General features: G+C 44.4%; 13 protein-coding genes. 9 read left to right on the forward strand and 4 right to left on the reverse strand.

Translation table 11 applies throughout. The features are described 5' to 3' along the window. Positions 1–70: 70 nt before the first annotated feature. From BF9343_RS04580 to BF9343_RS04595, 4 genes are all read left to right on the forward strand, one after another. Positions 71–3373 carry a SusC/RagA family TonB-linked outer membrane protein gene (locus BF9343_RS04580; RefSeq protein WP_005785421.1) on the forward strand — a complete coding sequence of 1101 codons (3303 nt, stop codon included), beginning with the start codon at positions 71–73 and terminating at the stop codon, positions 3371–3373. Between the two features lie 13 nt (positions 3374–3386). Next, positions 3387–4907 (forward strand): SusD/RagB family nutrient-binding outer membrane lipoprotein, encoded by a 1521-nt coding sequence (locus BF9343_RS04585; protein WP_005785422.1) that lies wholly within the window; start codon positions 3387–3389, stop codon positions 4905–4907. Positions 4908–4985: 78 nt separating this feature from the next. Continuing rightward, a complete protein-coding gene (locus tag BF9343_RS04590) occupies positions 4986–6014 on the forward strand; it encodes an endonuclease/exonuclease/phosphatase family protein (RefSeq protein WP_005785424.1) in 1029 nt (342 codons plus the stop codon). Between the two features lie 84 nt (positions 6015–6098). Continuing rightward, positions 6099–7172: a metallophosphoesterase gene (locus BF9343_RS04595; protein WP_005785425.1), complete on the forward strand. Its 1074-nt coding sequence runs from the start codon at positions 6099–6101 to the stop codon at positions 7170–7172. A 203-nt stretch (positions 7173–7375) separates the two neighbouring features. Here the strand turns inward: BF9343_RS04595 and BF9343_RS04600 are convergent, their stop codons facing one another. Continuing rightward, a complete protein-coding gene (locus tag BF9343_RS04600) occupies positions 7376–7951 on the reverse strand; it encodes an RNA polymerase sigma-70 factor (protein WP_005785427.1) in 576 nt (191 codons plus the stop codon). Positions 7952–8086: 135 nt separating this feature from the next. Between BF9343_RS04600 and BF9343_RS04605 the strand changes: the two genes are divergently transcribed. The 5 genes from BF9343_RS04605 (at position 8087) to BF9343_RS04625 (ending at position 17604) form a co-directional block, all read left to right on the forward strand. Beyond that, a complete protein-coding gene (locus BF9343_RS04605; protein ID WP_005785429.1) occupies positions 8087–9094 on the forward strand; it encodes a FecR family protein in 1008 nt (335 codons plus the stop codon). Between the two features lie 168 nt (positions 9095–9262). Next, the gene (locus tag BF9343_RS04610; RefSeq protein ID WP_005785431.1) at positions 9263–12643 is read left to right on the forward strand and encodes a TonB-dependent receptor; all 3381 of its coding nucleotides are present in this window, start codon (positions 9263–9265) and stop codon (positions 12641–12643) included. A 6-nt stretch (positions 12644–12649) separates the two neighbouring features. Further along, the gene (locus BF9343_RS04615; protein WP_005785433.1) at positions 12650–14290 is read left to right on the forward strand and encodes a RagB/SusD family nutrient uptake outer membrane protein; all 1641 of its coding nucleotides are present in this window, start codon (positions 12650–12652) and stop codon (positions 14288–14290) included. Between the two features lie 16 nt (positions 14291–14306). Next, entirely contained in the window at positions 14307–15872 is a 1566-nt protein-coding gene (locus BF9343_RS04620) for a sulfatase family protein (RefSeq protein ID WP_005795907.1), read from the forward strand. Positions 15873–16047: 175 nt separating this feature from the next. Beyond that, positions 16048–17604, forward strand: a complete 1557-nt coding sequence (locus BF9343_RS04625; protein WP_005785437.1) for a sulfatase-like hydrolase/transferase — start codon at positions 16048–16050, stop codon at positions 17602–17604. A 79-nt stretch (positions 17605–17683) separates the two neighbouring features. Here the strand turns inward: BF9343_RS04625 and BF9343_RS04630 are convergent, their stop codons facing one another. From BF9343_RS04630 to secA, 3 genes are all read right to left on the reverse strand, one after another. Beyond that, positions 17684–18130 carry a hypothetical protein gene (locus BF9343_RS04630; protein WP_010992258.1) on the reverse strand — a complete coding sequence of 149 codons (447 nt, stop codon included), beginning with the start codon at positions 18128–18130 and terminating at the stop codon, positions 17684–17686. 64 nt (positions 18131–18194) lie between these two features. Beyond that, a complete protein-coding gene (locus BF9343_RS04635) occupies positions 18195–19295 on the reverse strand; it encodes a DUF6340 family protein (protein WP_010992259.1) in 1101 nt (366 codons plus the stop codon). Between the two features lie 119 nt (positions 19296–19414). After that, positions 19415–22744: a preprotein translocase subunit SecA gene (gene secA / locus BF9343_RS04640; protein ID WP_010992260.1), complete on the reverse strand. Its 3330-nt coding sequence runs from the start codon at positions 22742–22744 to the stop codon at positions 19415–19417. Positions 22745–22784: the final 40 nt, after the last annotated feature.

Raw genomic sequence — 22784 nt, forward strand, 5'->3', positions numbered from 1 at the left:
AATTTACTTAAACTTCCAATTTTTCGGGAGGCAGAATACATTTTCGCTCTTGAAAAAAATACCTTTGTGTATGAAACTATCAGCAATAATGTTGTTTGTCTTTGCCAGCATGGCATTTGCGGCTAAAGGTTATAGCCAGTCAGTACGTGTGACTTTAAATGTCAACAACAGTAGTCTTCAGAAAGTGCTGGATGAAATAGAAAAGCAGTCGGAGTTTCACTTCTTCTATAACAACAAGCAAGTGGATATCTCCCGGAATGTGACTATCAAAAGTAACCAGAAAGAGATCAGTCAGGTTCTGAACCAATTGTTTGCCGGAACGAATATCGGGTATAAGATATTGGAGAACAGCATAATCCTGTCTCCAAAACAGATTTTGGAAACAACCGCTGCACAACAGCAGACCACTAAAAAGATAAAGGGGCTGGTGACTGATGAAACCGGGTCGCCCGTTATCGGAGCCAATATTAAGGAGAAAGAAACCGGAAACGGAACGATTACCGACATCAACGGTAATTTCAGCCTTTCTGTAGGAACTAAGAGTACGATTATCATTTCATATATCGGATATATCACTAAAGAAGTTCCGGTAGGTAATAATACCTCACTTACTGTCCAGTTGGCCGAAAATACGAAACAACTCGACGAAGTTGTGGTGACGGCCTTGGGTATCAAGCGCGAGGAAAAAGCTCTGGGCTATGCCGTGCAAAAGGTAGACGGTGACAAACTGGCTGCTGTCAAGACCGTGAATGTAGCTACATCGCTGACCGGTAAGATTGCCGGATTGAATGTAAAAAACAGTACGGAGTTCAATACTTCACCTTCACTTTCGTTGCGTGCATCTGCTCCTTTGCTGGTTATCGACGGAGTGCCTTATGGTAACGTAGGATTAAATGATATAGCTGCTGATGATATCGAGTCGGTCGATGTCTTGAAAGGAGCTACGGCTTCGGCCCTGTATGGTGCACGTGGAGGAGCCGGTGCGGTGATGATTACTACCAAAAAGGGAAAAGAAGAGGGACTGAATGTGACTGTGAATAGCAGTACGATGTTTGCGGCCGGATATCTGAGAAAGCCGGAAGTGCAAACGTCATACAGTTCCGGATCACAGGGTACCTATTCTACCGGAGGATATGTATGGGGAGATAAGCTGGACATCGGGCGTACGGCATTGCAGTATGATCCGTATACGCACGAATGGGTAGACATGCCTTTGGTATCGAAAGGCAAAAACAATCTGAAGAACTTCCAGGAGTTGAGTATGGTGACAAACAACAATGTAAGTGTCTCTCAGAAAGGTAAATATGGAAGTGTACGCACTTCATTGACCCATGTGTATAATAAAGGACAGTATCCGAACCAGAAACTGAATAAGATCACTTATTCGGTGTCGGGTGATATGAAGTGGAAGAAATTCTCTTTTGACGGAGGATTGACTTATAATAAGCGCTTTTATCCCAATGACATGGGAGCCGGATACGGTGGTAGCGGATTCCTTTATAACCTGTTGGTGTGGTCGGGTGCCGAATATGATATACGCGACTATAAGAACTACTGGATCAAGCAGGACGAACAGCAGAACTGGATGGATACCAAGTGGTATGACAACCCTTATTTCATAGCAAATGAAATTGTCCGTTCGAGTGATTACGATTTGATTAACGGATATCTTTCTGCCAACTATGATTTTACTCCCTGGTTGAACCTGTCACTGCGTTCGGGTCTGGATTCATACTCGCAGAAGAAAGAGTGGCGGAATGCCGTCAGTGCCGTAGGTGGCTGGCATAAACAAGGTTATTACGGGCTGCAACGTTTAGGAGGATACAGCTTAAACAATGACCTGATCTTGTCTGCCGATCACAAATTCGGTGATTTTAATGTCGATGGTTTTATTGGTGGAAACGTTTATTATTGGAAGAGTGACAATATCCTGGGCGAAACGCAGAATGGGTTGAAAATTCCGGGGTATTATTCATTGAAGTCATCGATTGATCCGGTGAAGACAACCAGCGGTATTACCAAAAAACTGGTGACCAGTGTATATGCCAAAGCCTCTGTTTCCTGGAAAAGTACACTGTTTCTGGATGTGACAGGACGTAATGACTGGTCTTCTTCATTGCCGTCGGAGACACGTTCTTATTTCTATCCTTCTGTAGCCGGTAGTGTGGTTCTTTCACAGTTCATCCCAATGCCCGAAGTGATTGACTTCTGGAAAGTGAGGGGGGCATGGACGCAGACCAAGAGTGACTTGGGAGTATACGATACCAACAATACTTACAGTGTTTCTACCGATTTGTGGAACGGTGAGAGCGCCGCATATTATCCGACATCTATCCGTGGTGTAGCGGTGAAACCCTCGGCCACGCGTTCTTATGAAATCGGTACGGCAATTCACATGTTTAAGAATCGCCTGAAACTGGATTTTACATATTATAATAAACTCTATTACAACTTGACCCGCAGTGCAGGTATCAGTAACTCTTCCGGATTTACGTCTACATTGATCAATATAGATGAAGAATATGTGGGACGGGGAGTAGAGTTGACTTTATCGGGCGATATTATCAGGACGAGAGACCTGAAATGGGAGTCGTCCTTCAACTGGTCGCGTGACCGTTGGTATTATACCAAAATAGACCCGGTGTATTCTACACAAAAACCTTGGGTAGCCGTCGGGAAACGTTGGGACTGGTACGGTATTTACGATTGGGAGCGTGATTCACAGGGAAATTTAGTTAATTATAATGGTTATCCCAAACAGAGCGACTACCAGTCGGTTATCGGCTATGAATATCCCGATTGGATATGGGGCTGGACCAATACGGTAACCTATAAGAACTTTACTCTTTCTTTTACACTTGACGGACGAGTAGGAGGTATGGCACATTCGAAGACCAATCAGGCCATGTGGAATTCGGGAGCACATATCGACTCGGACAACCAGTGGCGGTATGACGAGGTAGTGAACAAGAAGACCAACTTTGTGGGCAGTGGAGTAAAAGTAGTTTCGGGAAGTGTAGATTATGACTCGAATGGAAAAATCATCCATGACAACCGTGTGTTTGCTCCGAATGATGTACAGGTATCCTACGAATCGTATATGAAGAGTACCAATCCATATATAGGCACCGTCACCCGTCAGAATGTATTTGATGAAACTTTCTTTAAATTGCGTGACCTCTCACTGAGCTATCAAATGCCTAAATCGGTTTGTGACAAGCTTCATATGAAAGGGCTGACACTGGCTTTTGTCGGACAAAACCTGTTTGTCTGGACCAAAGAGTTCCGTTTTACCGATCCCGACAGTGACTCGGATAACCTGAGCTCTCCTTCCACCCGTTATTTAGGTTTTAATGTAAAATTGGATTTTTAAAAGATAGAATAATATGAAACGAATTAATAAATACATATCGCTGTTGCTGGCAACCGCTTTGTTGGCGTCTTGTGATAAGTTCGATGAAATCAATACAGATCCCGATGCAACCACTAAGGTGACCTCTTCATTGCTGGCAACCGGATTACTGCTGGACATTACCTCTTCCAGTGCCAGTAAATCCTTTATATACGACGAATTGCTTGCCAAGCAGATGGCATGGGGTGAAAGTATGGAAGATTACCAGTATAATGTCTTCGGGCGTTCCGGTTTTGGCGGGTATACTACCCTGATCAATGCCCAGAAGATGGTCGAATCCGTTTCGGACGATAACGTAAATGCATACGACGGACTGGCACATTTCATCAAGGCCTATAAGATATTTTATATGTCGATGGAGATGGGAGATCTTCCTTATGAAGAAGCTTTGCAAGGCGAATTAGGATTGGTACGTCCTAAGTACAATACCCAGAAGGAAGTGATGAACTTTATTCTGAGCGATCTGGAAACAGCTTATGAACTGTTTTCGACAGCTAAAGATTTTGATGGCGATCCGATCCTGGGAGGAAGTATCAGCAAGTGGAAGAAAGCGACTACGGCTTTTCAACTGAAAGTACTGATGCACCTCTCGAAGAAAGAGAGCGATGCCGACCTGAAGGTGAAGGAACGTTTTGCACGGATCGTAGCATCGGGCAGCCTGATGGAATCGAATGAAGATAATCTGCAGATGAAATATGCGGATAAAGCGAATACAGTGTATCCTTTCCATAACACGAATACCAAGCATGCGGGTTATGCCATGCTGTCTACCATGCTGATTGATAAATTCAAGGCGACAGGAGATATTCGCATGTTCTATTATGCAAAGCCGGCAAAGGCCAAACTTAACGAAGGGGTGACAGCCGACAGTTGGGATGCTTATATCGGTACAGACCCTTCACTGCCTTTCGAGCAGATAGAAAAAGCTTATGCCACTGAACAATACTCCGGATTTAATGCACGTTATACCGATTATCCTTCCGGAGAACCGGTCGTTCGATTAGGATATGCCGAGCAGAATTTTATTCTGGCCGAAGCAGCCGTGCGGGGATGGATTTCGGGAGATGCGTCTGCTTACTATAAAAAGGCGATCAGAGCCCATATGGAGTTTATAGCTTCCAATACTCCGGATGAAGAGGTATATCATCATGGACATCCGATTACAGAGGAAGCGATTGCAGCTTTCCTTGAAACACCCGCTATCCAATTGAGTGGTGAGAAAGAAGCGGATATTGAGAAGATATTGACGCAACGTTATCTGGCTTCGTTCATGCAGCATCCGTATGATGTTTATTATGATTATCGACGTACAGGTTATCCGGTGTTGCCGATTAATCCTGCAACCAACCGTAATACGATGAATGACAGGTTGCCGATGCGCTGGATGTATCCCAAATCAGAGTCCGATTATAACCTGGAACATCAGAACGAGGCTCTTGAACGTCAGTTCGGAGGAGTGGACGATGTAAATAAACTGATGTGGATTTTGCAATAAAATAAAAATAGGAGAGGTGAGTGCAGAATGGAGAGAAACACTCCCTGTTCTCACCTCTGTTGATTAGAATATATTGATATGTTAAGATATAGTTTATTAAATATAACTTTATGGCTGTTTGCCGTAATGGCCTATGGCAAAGGGAGCGAACTCAAAGTGCTCCAAATGAATATCTGGCAGGAGGGCACCATGGTGAAAGGGGGCTTTGAAGCCATAGCGGATGAAGTGGCCCGCCTGGAACCGGATATTGTGTTATTCAGTGAGGTGAGAAATTATCATGGGAAACAATTCATTTCGCGTATATTGCAGGCTTTGGAAGAGCGTGGAAAGAAGTATTATGGTGAAAACAGTAAGTTGGATGTAGGTATTTTATCAAAATATAAGATTGAAGAACAAGCCCCTAATTGCCCTTTGGAAGATGATGCCGGTTCGGTGCTGAAAGCCCGTATTCGTATTAACGGAAGAGATGTGGTTGTTTATTCTGCCCATCTGGATTATACGCATTATGCTTGTTATTTGCCGAGAGGCTATAGCGGGGTTACCTGGAAAAAACTGGATGCTCCGGTGCTGGATGCGGTAGCCATTGAAAAGGCTAATAATGAATCTATGCGTGATGAAGCTATTTGCCATGTCATAGAAGATGCCCGAAAGGAAAAAGGAAATATCATTTTGCTGGGAGGTGATTTCAACGAACCTTCACATCTGGATTGGAAAGAAAATACAAAGAATTTGTGGGATCATAATGGGACGGTAGTTCGGTGGGATTGCTCCGTATTACTTGAAAATGCCGGATTTAAAGATGCTTACCGGACGAAATACCCTAATCCGGTTACACATCCGGGCTTTACATTCCCGTCTGATAATGAAGGAGTGCCGGTGCAGAAACTGTCGTGGGCACCCGATGCTGACGAACGGGATCGTATCGACTTTATTTATTTCATGCCGGACAGGAAATTGAAATTAAAAGATGTATCGGTGGTAGGTCCTTCAAAATCGATCGTCCGTAGTGAACGTGTGGAGGAGAGTGGTAAAGATTCGTTTATAACTCCGCTAGGCGTATGGCCGACAGACCATAAAGCCGTAATGGCTACTTTTTCCCTGAAATAATTCGGAGAATACAGGGGCTATTGCCGGCAAGTATTTATATCTTTGCTACTTAATTTTTATTTGAGATATTTAAATGTAATACTTATGAACAGGAAAAACTACTTATTAGCTTTCATTCTTTGTGTGCAGACGCTGTTTGTTTCTGCGCAAGTCTATCCGGTCCGCGCAAAGTTGACCGATGAAAAGTCTTTTTCAATGATTCTTTTACCCGATCCGCAGAGTTATACAAAGTTCGATGCCAATCAGCCACTTTTTGAGTTACAGACAGCATGGGTAGCCAATAGCATTGAATCTCTGAATATAAAAGGTGTGCTTTGTACCGGTGATTTGGTGGAGCAAAATGAAATTCGCATTCCGGATGGGGTGAACGGCAACCAGACAAGTGAGGAGCAATGGCGTGCTGCTTCGCGTGCGTTTGAGCGACTGGATGGAAAATTGCCTTATGTGATTTGTACCGGTAATCATGATTATGGATATCAGAAAGCGGAAAATCGTTTGTGTCATTTCCCTGATTACTTTCCTGCGGAGAGAAACTCCTGTTGGCGCAAGAGCCTGGTTGCCGTAGGCAACAATTATCAGGGTATACCGACACTGGAAAATGCTGCCTATGAATTTATAACCGATACCTGGGGCAAAATTCTGGTTGTTTCTCTGGAATTTGCTCCACGTGATGAGGCTTTGGCGTGGGCTAAGAAAGTGGTCGATGCTCCCCGCTATAAAGACCATAAAGTGATATTGCTGACACATTCATATCTGGCATGGACAGGAAAAGTCATTGAAAGCGAGAACTACAAAGTGACTCCTGCCAATTATGGAAAAGCTATTTGGGATAAGTTGGTCTATCCGGCAAAGAATATTTGTATGGTGATTTGCGGTCACGAATGTGAGATTGCCGATTATAAGGATAATGTCAGTTTCCGGATTGATAAAAATGCTTCAGGCAAGAATGTTCCTCAGATGATGTTTAATGCGCAGACTGCCGATAAGCAATGGTTCGGTAACGGTGGAGACGGATGGTTGAGGATTATGGAATTCATGCCTGATGGAAAAACGATTAAAATCAAAACATTCTCTCCTCTCTTTGCACTTTCTCCTCTTACTTGTGATAAATCGTGGAGAACAGATTCTTATGATCAGTTCGACATTACGATAGAGTAAGTCCGGTATATATTATAGAGGGGATACATCAAAAGTCGTCTTCACCGCAGATTACATAGATAGATATTATTAGTTATCAATAGATTAAGCTCACTCTGTGGCACTCTATGTTATTCTGTGGTGAAGACGTTTTTTTAATGTATCTTCTCTTTTTTGGTCCCTCCCCACTGCTTATATTTATTCTCCACATACTTCCCTGCATATTACGCTGCCAGAAATATCAAGGCGAACGACAGGAACTCTTTGAGTTCTTTACGTAATAATTTTAGTGCCTGTTGTATGCGGTAATCTACTGTTTTGGTAGAGGTGTTAAGAGTTTGTGCGATTTCTTTGTAGCTCATATCTCTGAACCGGTGCATGATAAACGCTTCCCGGTAAGATTCCGGTAACTCCGCTATCGCGGTGTGAATCCGTTTGGTCAACTCCTCAATCTGATAGAAATCCACGTCATAAATCATTGCCTGGCTTTTCTCATAAAATAATGTATCGGCACGATACTTTACCTCCTTTTGTGCGATGCGGTTTAATGAACGGTGATATATCATTTTCAACAGGTATTGACTAAGGGATGATTCTATCAATAAGATTTCTCGATTCTCCCATAACCACAACATTACATCCTGAACTATTTCTTCCGCATCTTCCAAGTCTACAAAACGGTGGGCATAAGCGCATAATATCGGATAATACCTTCTGAACAAAGTATTGAAGGCTTTTTTATCTCCTTGCTGAAGTTGGGAAAGCAGTAAAATGTCTTCTTTTGTCCGATTCGGCTTCATAGATTTAGAAATTTAATTTATATACAAAGATAGTCTTTTCTTATTAAAACAAAGATTTCTATAAAAAAAATGGATTTAAGTTTAGGAATCTTATTTTTCCACCTGTCTTATTAATAAAAGGGTTGAATTACAAATATGAACTACGAAGATATAGACCATTTACTGCCTCGATATTGTGAAGGACTGGCTACGGAAGAAGAATGCCGGCAGGTGGAAAGCTGGATGGAAGAATCGGAAGATAACCGAAAGATAGTGGATCAAATCAACACTCTTTATATAGCTGTAGATACGGTCAACGTAATGCGTAAGGTGGATACGGAAAAAGCTCTGAAAAAGGTCAGTAGCAGAATGATCGTCAGGAAAACAACTTGGTGGGAGTGGATGCAGCGTGTCGCTGCTATCTTATTTATCCCGTTGTCCGTTGCTTTTCTGGTGCAATATATGCACAATGGGAAATCTGCTGTGTGCCAGATGATGGAAATAAAAACCAACCCGGGGATGACAACCTCGGTGGTATTGCCCGATAGTACGGTTGTCTATCTCAATTCGGAGTCTTCTTTGCGTTATCCTTCTGTTTTTGAAGGCGATATACGAAATGTCGAATTAAAGGGAGAAGCTTATTTTGCGGTAGCGAAGGATTTGAAAAAGAAGTTTGTAGTTTCCGCCCCGCATTCATCGCAGATAGAAGTGCTGGGTACACACTTCAATGTGGAGGCTTATGAAGACGAGCCGGATGTTTCGACAACATTGGTGGAAGGGCAGGTCTGCTTTCATTTTAGTGATAAAGACTATCTGGCCAAGAAAGTGGTTATGAAACCCGGACAAAGGTTGGTCTACAGTTCGACCAATGGTGATGTACAGTTGTACGCAACATCCTGCCTGTCCGAAACCGCCTGGAAAGATGGTAAGATTATATTTAATAACACTCCGTTGGATGTAGCACTGAGGATGCTCGAGAAGCGCTTTAATGTAACATTTAAACTAAAGAATGCCCGTTTGAAGACTAATGCCTTTACAGGCACATTTACTGAACAGCGGTTGGAACGTATTCTGGAGTATTTTAAAATCTCGTCCAAGATACAGTGGAGATATTTGGAAAGTCCTGATATTCGGGATGAACGAAGTATAATAGAAGTTTATTGATTAACCTTTAAAATGAAATGCTTATGAAAGACAAACCTCCTTAAAATGCCAAAAACGTATGGAAAGATATTGGCGTATCTAATCCATACGTAAAAGAGTAAACCTTGTGAGCTTGTTTGGCGACAAGCTGAGATAAACTATTTTTTAACTTTAAGTCAATACAAAATTATGCAAAATTATTTTAGCATCCAATTGTTACGGGTGGTAAAGTCTTCGCTTTGGCTGACCTCGAAAAAAATTCCAAGAACTATGCGACTATTCATCCTATTCCTAATTTGCTCTATGAGTTTTGTGCATGCGACAGACAGCTTCGCACAAAAGGTGGAAATCAGTATTGATGCACAGAATCAAACTGTAGAGAAAGTTCTGAAAGAAATAGAAAAGCAATCGGGCTTTGGCTTTTTCTTTAATAACAAACATGTCAATCTGAAAAGAGTTGTTTCTGTTTCGGTTGATAAAAGTAATATATTTAAAGTACTGGATAAAATCTTTGAAGGGACTGACGTGAAATACTCCGTTTTGGACAAAAAGATTATTTTGTCTACTGAAATGACATCGAAGCAACAACAAGCGGTGAAAATCTCGGGAAAAGTAGTCGATGTCAACGGAGAACCGGTGATTGGTGCCAGTATCGTTGAGAAAGGGACCACCAATGGTACGGTTACCAATTTGCAGGGTGATTTCTCTCTATCGGTCAGTTCAGATAAGGCAGTGATCGAGATTTCCTACATCGGATACCAGCCTCAGGAACTGAAGGTCATTGCAGGAAAACCATTGAATGTGACAATGAAAGAAGATGCCCAGGCTTTGGAAGAAGTTGTTGTGGTAGGTTACGGTTCACAGAAGAAGGTGAACGTGATTGGTTCAATTGCTGCTGTGGATAGCAAAAAACTTGAATCCAGAACTGCACCCAGTGTTTCGAATATGCTGACCGGACAACTCTCCGGAGTGACGATCACACAGTCGAGCGGTAATCCGGGACAAGACCAGGGTACGATTCGGGTACGTGGTGTAGGCTCTTTCGGAGCGACTCCCGATCCTTTGGTACTGGTCGATGGACTTCCCGGCAGTCTGAATGATTTGAACCCGGCAGATATTGAAAGTATCTCTATATTGAAAGATGCCTCGTCGGCCGCCATTTATGGTTCGCGTGCTGCGAATGGGGTTGTACTGGTAAAAACAAAAGGTGGCCAGAAAGGTAAAGTTACCGTAAGTTATAACGGATATGTAGGCTTCAATCAAGCTACCGAACTACCGGAAATGTGCGATTCCTGGGAATATGCGGAATTATATAATAAGGCTATGGGTAAGGAAGTCTATTCGGCGGAGGAGATTCAGAAGTATAAGGATGGATCAGATCCGTATAATTATCCTAATGAACATTATCTGGATAAACTTCTGGGCAACAAAGGACTGCAAACCGGTCATGAACTGACCGTGAACGGAGGAAATGATAAGACACAGTATATGGTTTCTTTCGGCTATGTAAAACAGAATGGTCTGATGGAACACAATCACTACGACCGTTACAACGGCAGAGTGAATCTGACTACAGAGTTGGCTAAAAACCTGACACTGACTACCCGTTTGGGTGGAGTCGTTTCTAAACGGAGCGAACCTTCTACTCCGGGTGGAATGGACTCTGCCGGATTTAAAGCTTTCTCAAGTAATGCACTTCGTTTTCCCGGATTATGGGCAACTAAATTGGAAGACGGATCTTACGGCTTAGGACCGAAGGTACTCGGAACACCATTGGCATGGCTGGACAGCGGCTCTTTTTATGATGAAAACTTCGATAAGTTCCGTTCTAATGTCGAGTTGGCATTCACACCTGTGAAAGGCTTAACGCTGAAAGCTATCGGAGGATATAACTATACCGGTCAGCAGATTCGTCACTATCGTTCGGCAATGGAGATTACGGGCGGCAAGAAACTGGGACCTTCTTCTCTATCGGATACCATGTACAAAACGGTCTATAAGACATTCCAGGCATTGGCCGATTATAACGTGAAGTTCAGCAAAAATGATTTGTCTGTGTTGGTCGGTTATACTTGGGAAGACGAATCACAGAGAACTGTAGGGGGAAGCCGCTTGAACTTTCCTTCGGATGAAGTTCCTTATCTGAATGCAGGAGGAGCCGATGGCCAGACTAACTCCGGCGGAGGTTACGATTGGGCTATTATGTCTGTCTTCGGACGTTTGACCTATAACTATGACCAACGCTACCTGTTTGAAACCACTATGCGTTATGATGGTTCTTCCCGTTTCCCGACAGATAATAAATTCGGTTTCTTCCCATCTGTTGCTGTAGGATGGCGTCTGTCGGAAGAACAGTTCTTCAAAGAAGCAGAGTCACTGAGTTTTATTGATAACTTGAAACTGAAAGCATCATACGGTATCCTGGGTAACAATAATATCGGTAACTATCCTTATCAGTCCACTTACGCACTTGGAAAGGCGATGAACTATGTATTCGGAGGTGTGTATACACAAGGAGCCGCAGTGACCACTTATGTCGATCCTACACTGAAATGGGAAAAGACCCGTACCACCGATGTCGGTATTGAAACAGCTTTCTGGAACAATAAATTGACATTCAACGCTGCTTACTTCTATCGTAAAACGACAGATATTCTCTATAAACCGAGTGCAAGTTACTCTTCTATCTTTGGTCTGGGACTTTCGCAGGTCAATACAGGAAGCCTTGAGAACAAAGGATGGGAGTTTGAGATCGGTCATCAGAACAAGATTGGTGAGTTTAGTTATCATGTGAATGGAAACTTCTCGATAATTAAAAACAAGGTGATCAGCCTGGGTGTAGGAGATGTGGAACAGAAAAGCGGAATGATAGGTAACGGTAGCGACCTGTTCCTGGGTTATCCGATGAATATGTTTTATGGCTATAAGACGGATGGCGTATTTCTGACCGATGACGAAGTAAAAGAATGGCACGATCAGAGCAAGATTGCTCCTAACTCCAAAGCCGGTGATTTACGCTATGTGGACATCTCCGGTGACGGAAAGGTGGACGAATCCGATAAAACTTATTTAGGATCAAAGATACCTCAGTATACGTTTGGCTTAGGACTGGGTGCGGAGTATAAGGGATTTGATTTCAATATATTGCTTCAGGGAGTGGCCAAGGTAAAAGGCCAGTTGACCAATTATGCCGGTTATGCTTTCTTCCAGGAAGGCAATATTCAGAAATGGCAGGCAGAAGAAACCTGGACGAATAATCAGTCGAACCGATATCCTAAATATCCTCGTCTCGAAGTGATGTCGAATGCAGGTAGCAACAATACGCTGGGCTCTGACTTCTGGATTTTGGATGCCTCTTATCTCAAAGTGAGAAATATCCAGTTAGGATATACATTGCCCAAACGTATAACTCAGAAGTTCGGTTCTTCCAACCTTCGTTTTTATATATCACTTGATAATCCATTCTCCATCAGCGGATATCGTAAAGGCTGGGATCCGGAAATTAATACAGACGGTAGTTATTATCCTATTCTGTCAACTTATACATTTGGTTTAACCTTAAAATTTTGATGTAAGATGAAGAGTTTAAAATATATAGTAGCATTGGCATTGGCGGCAGGACTGTTTCAAGCTTGTGATTTAGAGCGCTATCCACTGACAGACTTGTCCGAAGAGACTTTTTGGAATAGCGAATCGAATGCGGAATTGGCATTGACTTCTCTGTATAGAGGAAGCCTGACAGACGGCGTAGAGTATAACCCTTCGGATTGGTGGTCCTATCACGGAATGATTATGATGGAGCATCTTTCGGATAACGCTTTTGACCGTCGGGGAGAGAACAATCCTTTCTTTAAGATTTCGAGTGGAAACCTGACTGCGGACAATGCTTTTATTAAAAGGTATTGGGAGACGTCTTATAAGCGGATCGGTTATTGTAACCGTTTCTTGGTCGGTATCCAGAATAGCTCGGAATCGGAAAAGAAAACACGGATGATTGCGGAAGCCCGTTTCCTGCGTGCGACACAGTATTTTTACCTTGCCAGCTATTTCAAAAATGTTCCTTTGGTAGAGAATGTGCTGACGGGTGAAGAAGCCAACAATGTGACAAAGACCTCACAGGCCGATATCCTGAAATGGTGTGTAACCGAATTTACAGCAGCTGCGGCCGATTTACCTCGTTTCTCTGCCATTCCGGCGGGAGAAGCCGGACGTGCTTGTAAGCAGGCCGCTCTTGCTTTTCTCGGACGTACCTGCATGTTGCAGAAAGACTGGAAAAGTGGAGCAAAGGCTTTCCACGATATTATGGAATTGGGAGATAATGCGATAAACGCCAACTATCAGGAGCTGTTTTATCCTTCTACCGGAACTTCGAACAAGGAGAATATTTTCTACATCCAGTATTTGGAAAACTATCTGGGTACCGGTCTGCCGCAGCATGCACTTTCTGCTAAAGACGGGGGATGGAGCCTGGTCAATCCGGCTGCTGATTTATACGAATCGTATGAATTTAAGGATGGAACTCCTTTCAGCTATGATGATCCGAGATATGACCCGTCTAATTTAGGAAAGGATCGCGATCCGCGTCTGGATTATACAATTTACTATAACGGTGCCATCTTTATGGGTACAGAGTATAAGATGAGTCCTGACTACAGTGCAGCCAAGAAGGAGAAGCTCGATTATACGAGCGAGGCTTCCAGAACTGGCTTTATGATGAGGAAATATTTTGAAGAATCGACACCTATAAACGATGTACAGAGCGCAAACGGACTGACTCCGGTTATTCGTTATGCCGAAGTGTTGTTGGGCTATCTGGAATGCCTGGTTGAAGATAATCAAACGATCACTCAAGGAATATTGGACGAGACTATCAATGCAGTGAGAGGACGTGCAAGTGTGAACATGCCTCCGGTAACCGAGGTAACTCCTGCGAAGCTTCGTGAAATCGTGCGTCACGAACGCCGCATCGAGTTGGCTATGGAAGGTATCCGTTACTGGGATATCATGAGATGGGGAATTGCACACGAAGTATTGTCCCAGAAAATTTGGGGTGCGCCTTACCCGGGTTCGACTCAGTATGCGACTACGACCAAAGAGGTTGACCCGACAGGAAACTACCGCTGGTATGTGGGCAAACGTGCTTTCCGTAATCCGACGGATTATACATGGCCGATCCCTCAGTCCGAGCAAAATATTAACCCGAATTTACGTGACTAATTTAATAGTTTAAAAAATGAGACAATATGTATTATTGGCTTGTCTCTCTCCGGTAGCATGCCTGATGGCTGCTACCGGTCAGAAGGGAGGAAAAGCCAAGCAAAAAATCAATGATCGGCAACTTCCTAATGTCGTGTTTATCTATGCCGACGACCTCGGTTATGGCGACTTGGAGTGTTATGGTGCAAAGAATGTGCAGACTCCGAATGTAAACCGTTTGGCAGCTGAAGGTATTCGCTTTAACAATGCGCATGCTACGGCTGCTACCAGTACTCCTTCGCGTTACTCTATGCTTACCGGAGAATATGCCTGGCGTCGTCCGGGCACTGATATTGCAGCAGGCAATGCAGGGATGATTATCCGTCCCGAACGCTATACGATGGCTGATATGTTTAAGAATGCCGGTTACGCTACGGCGGCCATCGGCAAATGGCATTTGGGGTTGGGCGATAAGGATGGAGAACAGGATTGGAATGCTCCTCTGCCGACTGCTTTAGGAGATATAGGTTTTGATTATTCTTATATAATGGCTGCAACAGCCGATCGTGTTCCGTGTGTCTTTATAGAAAATGGTAAAGTGGCCAATTATGACCCTTCTGCTCCGATTGAAGTCAGCTATCGTAAGCCGATCGAGGGGGAACCGTTGGGAAAAGATCACCCGGAATTGCTGTTCAATCTGAAATCGAGCCATGGACACGACATGGCCATCGTCAATGGTATCGGCCGTATCGGATATATGAAAGGGGGCGGCAAGGCTTTGTGGAAAGATGAAAATATTGCCGATTCAATCACTTCACATGCCATCGGCTTTATCCGTGAGCATAAAGACGAACCTTTCTTTATGTATTTTGCTACAAACGATGTACATGTTCCCCGTTTCCCGCACGACCGTTTTCGTGGAAAGAACCCGATGGGATTGCGTGGAGATGCCATCGTGCAGTTCGACTGGAGTGTAGGCCAGATCATGGAAACCCTTGATAAACTGGGACTGTCAGAAAATACGCTAATTATTCTGTCCAGTGACAATGGTCCGGTTGTCGATGACGGCTATCAGGATCGTGCGGAAGAATTGCTGAACGGTCATAGTCCCGCAGGACCGTTGCGTGGTAATAAGTACAGTGCTTTTGAAGGGGGAACTCGTATTCCTGCCATTGTAAGATGGCCGAAGGGAGCTGCTTCATCACAGGTTTCCAACGCTTTGGTCTCGCAGATCGACTGGTTTGCCTCTTTGGCTTCATTGGTAGGAGCCGGGCTGCCGAAGGGAGCGGCACCCGATAGCTTTAACTACCTCGATACTTGGTTGGGCAAAAACCAGTCCGACCGTTCCTGGGTGATAGAGCAGGCTTCCAATCATACATTATCAGTCCGCACCAAGGACTGGAAGTACATTGAGCCCAATGACGGACCGGCCATGATTACCTGGGGACCGAAGATAGAAACCGGAAATCTGAGTACACCGCAGTTATATCACGTGGTAGACGATGTGGCAGAACAGAAGAATGTAGCTTCTCTCCATCCGGATCTGGTTTTTGAACTCCAGAATATATTGAGACATGTCCGGATGAAAAACCTGAAGCCCTAAACAAAATAGCCGCTGAGGTATTGAAGAGGGTGTGTCTCGTGAGGCACACTCTCGTTTTTTAAGGGATATCATTTCGATTTAATCTCACTATTTTCGTATCTGAATAAGATTGTTGGCTATCTTTGTATCCGGATCTGACAGACCTTATTGGAAATTACTCATGAACAAAATTGATATGACAAACGAACGAATGAAATTGCTGAACTGCACATTGGGATTAGTGGCAGGGGTGTCTTTGCCGGTAAGTGCCTTGGCCGTACCTCAGCCTGCCCAGGAACAAACAGAGAAACAACCCAACATCATCCTGATTGTCGCCGATGACTTGGGATACGGAGATTTAAGTTGTTATGGCGCACACCGGATTCAAACTCCGGGTATGGATCGTATAGCCAACGAAGGTATTCGGTTTACGCAGGGATTTTGTACTGCGGCCACATCTACCCCCAGCCGTTATTCGGTGATGACCGGGAAATATCCCTGGAGCAATGTGGACGCTAAAATCTTACCGGGTAACGCCGCATTGATTATCGATACTCAAAAAATAACGTTGCCTAAACTTATGAAGCAGGCGGGATATACTACCGGTTCTGTCGGTAAATGGCACATCGGCTTAGGAGATGGGCATGTGGACTGGAATAAGGAGGTGCATCCCGGAGCCGCTGAGATCGGTTACGACTATTCGTTTATTCAGGCAGCAACCAATGATCGCGTTCCTTGCGTCTTTCTGGAAAATGGAAGAGTTGTCGGATTGGATCCGAATGACCCTCTTTATGTGGATTACCGGAAAAACTTCCCCGGTGAACCTACCGGTAAAGAGAACCCCGAATTGTTGCGCATGCATCCCAGTGTGGGACATGCAGGCTCTATTGTGAATGGAGTTCCCCGCATTGGTTTCCAGAAAGGTGGGAAGGCTGCACAATGGAAAGATGAAGAAATGGCAGGATTATTCCTGGACAAGGCCAGGCAGTTTGTAGATGACAATAAAGACAAGCCTTTCTTCCTTTATTACGGACTTCACCAACCGCATGTACCTCGTGTTCCCAATGAACGTTTTGTAGGAAAGTCAGGCATGGGACCCCGTGGTGATGTGATTCTGGAGGCAGACTGGTGTGTTGATCAGTTCCTGAAAGAGTTGGATAAGTTGGGATTGGCGGAGAATACCATTGTGATTCTGACGAGTGACAATGGTCCGGTGCTCGATGATGGTTATCAAGATGATGCGGTAGAGTTGGTGGGTGATCACAAAATAGCCGGTCCGTTGAGAGGGGGTAAAACAAGTATGTTCGACGGTGGTACCCGTATACCGTTCATGCTTCGTTGGCCTGCAAAGGTGAAGCCTCAGGTGTCAGATGTATTTGTCTGTCAGATGGACCTATTGGCCTCGTTTGCTTCTCTTTTGGGACAGACTTATCCGGACAAGGTAGATAGCGAAAACACACTCGATGCTTTTCTGGGCAAGAGTAAAAAAGGGCGTAAAGAGTTGGTTATTGAGGGAATGTTCAATTATGCCTATCGTCAGGGAGATTGGGCGCTGATTCCTCCATATTACAATCCTTATAGCAAGGAAGACGGTGACTTCATCGGTTTGGGTTACGGTTATAAGTTGTATAATTTGAAGTCAGACATCGGTCAACAAAAGAATCTGGCCGAGAAGTATCCTAAAAAGTTGGGTGAACTGATCAATCGTTTTGAGTATCTGAAAGCTCACTCCGACAAAGTGACGAGATTTTGATTATACAAACTGTATATCAAAAAGAGGCTATCCGAATCATTCGGATGGCCTCTTTTACTATATAATGAAAAAAAGAGGATTATTTCTCCAACAGGTCTTTCAGGAAGTCGTCCAATTCTTTGTCCAGTCCCTTCAATAGTTCATCGTTCACCAACAGTGTGTCGTCATCTACGAGCAGAAGCTCTGAGATCGTCTCTTTGTCTTCGTCTACCAACACAAAGGAGTAGGGTTTGAGGATGGTTAACTTATCGAAGCTCCCGTTCTCTTTCATGCGGCAAAGCACGGTACGGAAAATTCTTTCAGCATCTTCGCAAAAGTCGTCCCCTTCGTAGGCTGTCCATTCATCGATGGTTACACTGGATAGTTCTTCATCTTCATCGTCATAGATAAAGAGTTCACCGGAATTCTGATTCGGTTGAATATGGATATCTGTGACGATGGTCTGTTCGCATCCACAGGTATATTTGTTGATTGCTTTTTGAATCGCAGATTCGATAATGGCTTGTGATTGCTGACTAAGTTTCATATCTTTTAGCTCTTTTTATTTAGCTCAAAGGTATAAAAAAAATAAGAACCTTTGCATGATTTCTTTAAAAATCCTCATTAAATCTACTCATTTGGCCTTTTAATTTGCCCAATCCGTTGCTCCTTTCCTTTAATTCATTCACATAAAGGCTGGTCAGGTAGTAGTTGGGGATTTCGCTCAAGTCTATATCGTTTCTCTTCAACGTGTCGATTTTGTCTATTTTACGGGCCAGTTCCTGTGCAGTGACAGCCCATTTGTGTGCTTCTTCCACACTGTCTTTCATCTCGTAATATAGAGCCAGGTTGAAGGCTGCACGCATTTTCTTTTTGTCGTTCTTGGCTGCTTTAAAAGCCTGTTCCCACAGTTTGGATGCTTTTTCCCATTCGTTTTCTTTCACATAAACGGCAGCATCGCGCATAGCTACAGAGCCATTGATGAAATAATATCGATTGGCCGTTTTCCAGTAAGGTAATATTCTGTTTACCGGCACGGAACCGGCAAATTCAGAAGCTTCGCGTATCATTTGTCTTTCATCCGGCAGGCGTGAGCGGACAAACCCTTCGGTATTTCCATATTCTTCCCAAAAAATGCTGTCATGGGTGTTGATGGTTACCATCGGGCTTTTTCGTCCCGGCAGATAGATTTTCAGCGTTGGGTAAACCTTCGTATCCAATGTGCCGTAATAAGTGTTCCATTCGGGGATGTAACTGAGAACCCGTGTCGATTTCATCTGCAGGTTTTCCAGTGAGATGATGCAATCCACGTCCAGAAACTGTGCCAAGGTCTGAACTTCCTCTTGGCTGAGAGTCGATTCACGGGGTGTGAAATCACGTGCACGCAGGGCCGAATCGCAGATTACGACTTCATTGAAATAGTTCTGTTCGGCAATAGCTTTGGCCAATACTTCGGTAGTGAGTGCGGGTTGTCCCTCGTGATAGGCTACTGCACGGCTGAGTTCATTTTTATTTTTTATTGTATTATCCTTGGGTGGTAAGGTGTTATCCGGAGTGTCGCTCACATTGTTTACGACTGCCACTCGTTTCAGTTCGTTAGGAAAACTGATCTCTGCGGGGAGCATATAATCGATGGAAAGTTGCTCAACAGTCTGGCAGGAACTGAAAGACGCGAGGAGCAATACGAACAGTATATACGGATATTTTGTCATAGCCTGTTTTTTTACTTTTCTAAAAGAACAAAAATACGATTTTGGTTGAATATAGAAAAGCCTCGAACAGTTTTTAACCGTTCGAGGCTTTTATTAAGGAGTTGTAAGTTCTTTGTTACTTAACTGTTCCGTCCGTGGCAGTTTTTGTACTTCTTTCCACTTCCGCACGGACAAGGATCATTGCGCCCCACTGTCTTTTCAGCGCGGATCGGTTCGCGTTTTACGGCTTCGCGAGTATCCTGCTGGGCAGCAGCCTGCTGATTCGGATCATTCAGGTCTTGTTTTTGTTCGCGATATTTGCTCATGTCCTGGCGTTGTTCAGGAGCTGCCTGACGTACTTCTACGCGTCTGGCTGCTTCTTGCTGTTCCTCTGTAGGCTCGGCTACGGGAATCTGACCGCGCATCAGGATAGACACTGTCTGGTTATTGATCTTGTTTACCATGTTGTCAAACAGAGTCACAGATTCCAGTTTGTAGATCAACAGCGGGTCTTTCTGTTCATAACTTGCGTTCTGCACCGAGTGTTTCAGTTCATCCAGTTCGCGTAAATTTTCTTTCCAGGATTCGTCAATGACATGAAGAAGAATTGATTTTTCAAATGATTTCACTACTTCTTTCGATTCACTTTCGTAAGCCGCTTTCAGGTTACAAGAGATGTTGTACATGCGTTTTCCGTCTGTAATCGGAATCAGGATGTTTTCGTACATGTGCCCTTGATTTTCGTACACCTGTTTGATGACAGGGTTGGCTATTTGTGCCAGACGTTCTGTCTTGCGCTTGAAGTTAGCCATTGCCACATCGAATGTTTTGTCTGCCAGCTTGTCCTTTTTCTCGTTGCGGAACTCCTCTTCAGTGAAAGGAGCCTCCATTGCGAGTGTTTGGAGCAAGTCCAGTTTACATTCTTCGTAGTCTGCATTGTTTTCGATTGCGGCCGCGCAACGGTCCCAGATCATATTGACGATATCCATTCCGATACGCTCACCCATAAGGGCGTGGCGGCGTTTGGTGTAAACCACCGTACGCTGTTTGTTCATCACATCGTCATATTCCAACAGACGTTTACGGATACCGAAGTTGTTTTCTTCTACTTTCTTCTGTGCACGTTCGATGGAGTTTGAAATCATTTTATGTTCGATCATTTCACCTTCCTGGAATCCCAGTTTATCCATCACGCTGGCGATGCGGTCAGAAGAGAAGAGACGCATCAGGTCATCTTCCAGTGAAACGAAGAATACAGATGAACCCGGGTCACCCTGACGTCCTGCACGACCACGCAACTGACGGTCTACACGACGTGACTCGTGGCGTTCGGTACCGATGATTGCCAGACCGCCTGCCGCTTTTACTTCGGGGCTCAGCTTGATGTCCGTTCCACGGCCCGCCATGTTGGTAGCAATAGTAACTGTACCGCTCAAACCGGCCTTGGCAACAATGTCTGCTTCCTTCTGGTGGAGTTTCGCATTCAGCACATTGTGTTCGATCTTGCGCATTGTCAGCATTTTGCTCAGCATTTCGGAAATTTCTACCGAAGTAGTACCCACCAATACCGGGCGTCCTGCTTGAACCAACTGTTCAATCTCTTCGATTACGGCTTTATATTTTTCACGTTTCGTCTTGTAAACGCGGTCGTTCATATCCTTACGGGCTATCGGGCGGTTGGTCGGAATCACTACTACATCCAGTTTGTAGATGTCCCACAACTCACCGGCTTCTGTTTCGGCCGTACCGGTCATACCCGAGAGTTTGTGGTACATGCGGAAGTAGTTCTGCAGCGTGATGGTAGCAAATGTCTGTGTGGCAGCTTCCACTTTCACACCTTCTTTGGCTTCGATGGCCTGGTGCAGTCCGTCCGAGTAACGGCGGCCTTCCATGATACGTCCTGTCTGCTCGTCAACAATCTTCACCTGTCCGTCGATCACTACATATTCATCGTCTTTCTCAAACATGGTATATGCCTTCAACAACTGGTTGATGGTGTGTACGCGTTCTGACTTGATGGCATAATTGGTCAATAAGGCATCTTTCTTTTCAAGCTTTTGTTCGTCGCTCAATCCATGTTCATTTTCCAGTTCGGAAAGTTGGGCGGCAATGTCCGGCAAAACGAATAGAGTCGGATCTTCCGAGTTGCCTGTGATCAGATCGACACCTTTGTCTGTCAGGTCTACGCTGTTCAGCTTTTCATCAATAACGAAGTACAATGGATCTGTCGCTTCGTGCATGCGCTTGTTGTTTTGTTCCATGTAGATCTCTTCCGTCTTCAGCATACCGGCTTTGATACCCTGTTCACTGAGGAATTTAATCAACGCCTTGTTTTTAGGCAGTGCCTTGTGGCTGCGGAACAGCGCAAGGAATCCTTCTTCCACCTCTTTCTTATCGTCCGAGTTGATAAGTTTCTTGGCTTCTGAGAGGTATTTGGTTGCTAATACTTTTTGTGCTTCCACGAGTCGCTCTACCAACGGGCGGAGTTGATCAAAAAGTTGGTCTTCGCCTTTAGGCACGGGGCCGGAGATAATCAACGGAGTACGGGCATCATCGATTAATACCGAGTCCACCTCGTCGACGATAGCATAATTGTGCTGGCGCTGTACCAGGTCCTTCGGGCTGATGGCCATGTTATCACGCAAGTAGTCGAAACCGAATTCATTGTTCGTTCCGAATGTGATATCTGCCAGATAGGCCTGGCGGCGTGCGTCGGAATTAGGCTGATGACGGTCGATGCAGTCTACGCTGAGTCCGTGGAACATGTAAAGCGGTCCCATCCATTCGGAGTCACGTTTTGCCAGGTAGTCATTCACGGTTACTACGTGTACGCCGTTTCCGGTCAGTGCATTCAGGAATACGGGGAGGGTAGCCACCAAGGTTTTACCTTCACCTGTTGCCATTTCGGCAATTTTACCTTTGTGCAGTACCACGCCACCGAACAACTGTACGTCATAGTGAACCATGTTCCACACCGTGTCGTTGCCGCCGGCGTTCCAATGGTTTTGCCAGATGGCTTTGTCACCTTCGATGCGGACAAAGTCCTTGGTTGCTGCCAATTTGCGGTCAAAGTCAGTGGCCGTCACCACTATTTCTTCGTTTTCAGAGAAACGCTTGGCCGATTCTTTTACAATAGAGAAAGCAACCGGTAATACTTCATCGAGTGCTTTTTCATATATTTCCAATATTTCTTTTTCGATTTTGTCGATCTGAGCAAATACCTCTTCGCGGTCTTCCAGCTCTACATTTTCGATGCCGGCTCTGAGTTCATCGGCCTTGGCGCGTTCTTTACTTGCCGAGTTACGGATGTATTCTTTAAGTTCCTCTGTTTTTGCACGGAGGCCGTCATTGTCAAGCTTAGCAACCTCCGGGTAAGCGGCTTTGATCTTGTCTACCCAGGGTTGGATTTCTTTCATGTCTCGTGTGGATTTGTTTCCGAAAATCGAGCTTAAAAATTCATTAAATCCCATTATCTATTATTTATGTTTATTATTTACTAAATTGATTTAA

Source organism: Bacteroides fragilis NCTC 9343 (genome assembly GCF_000025985.1).
Lineage (GTDB): Bacteria > Bacteroidota > Bacteroidia > Bacteroidales > Bacteroidaceae > Bacteroides > Bacteroides fragilis.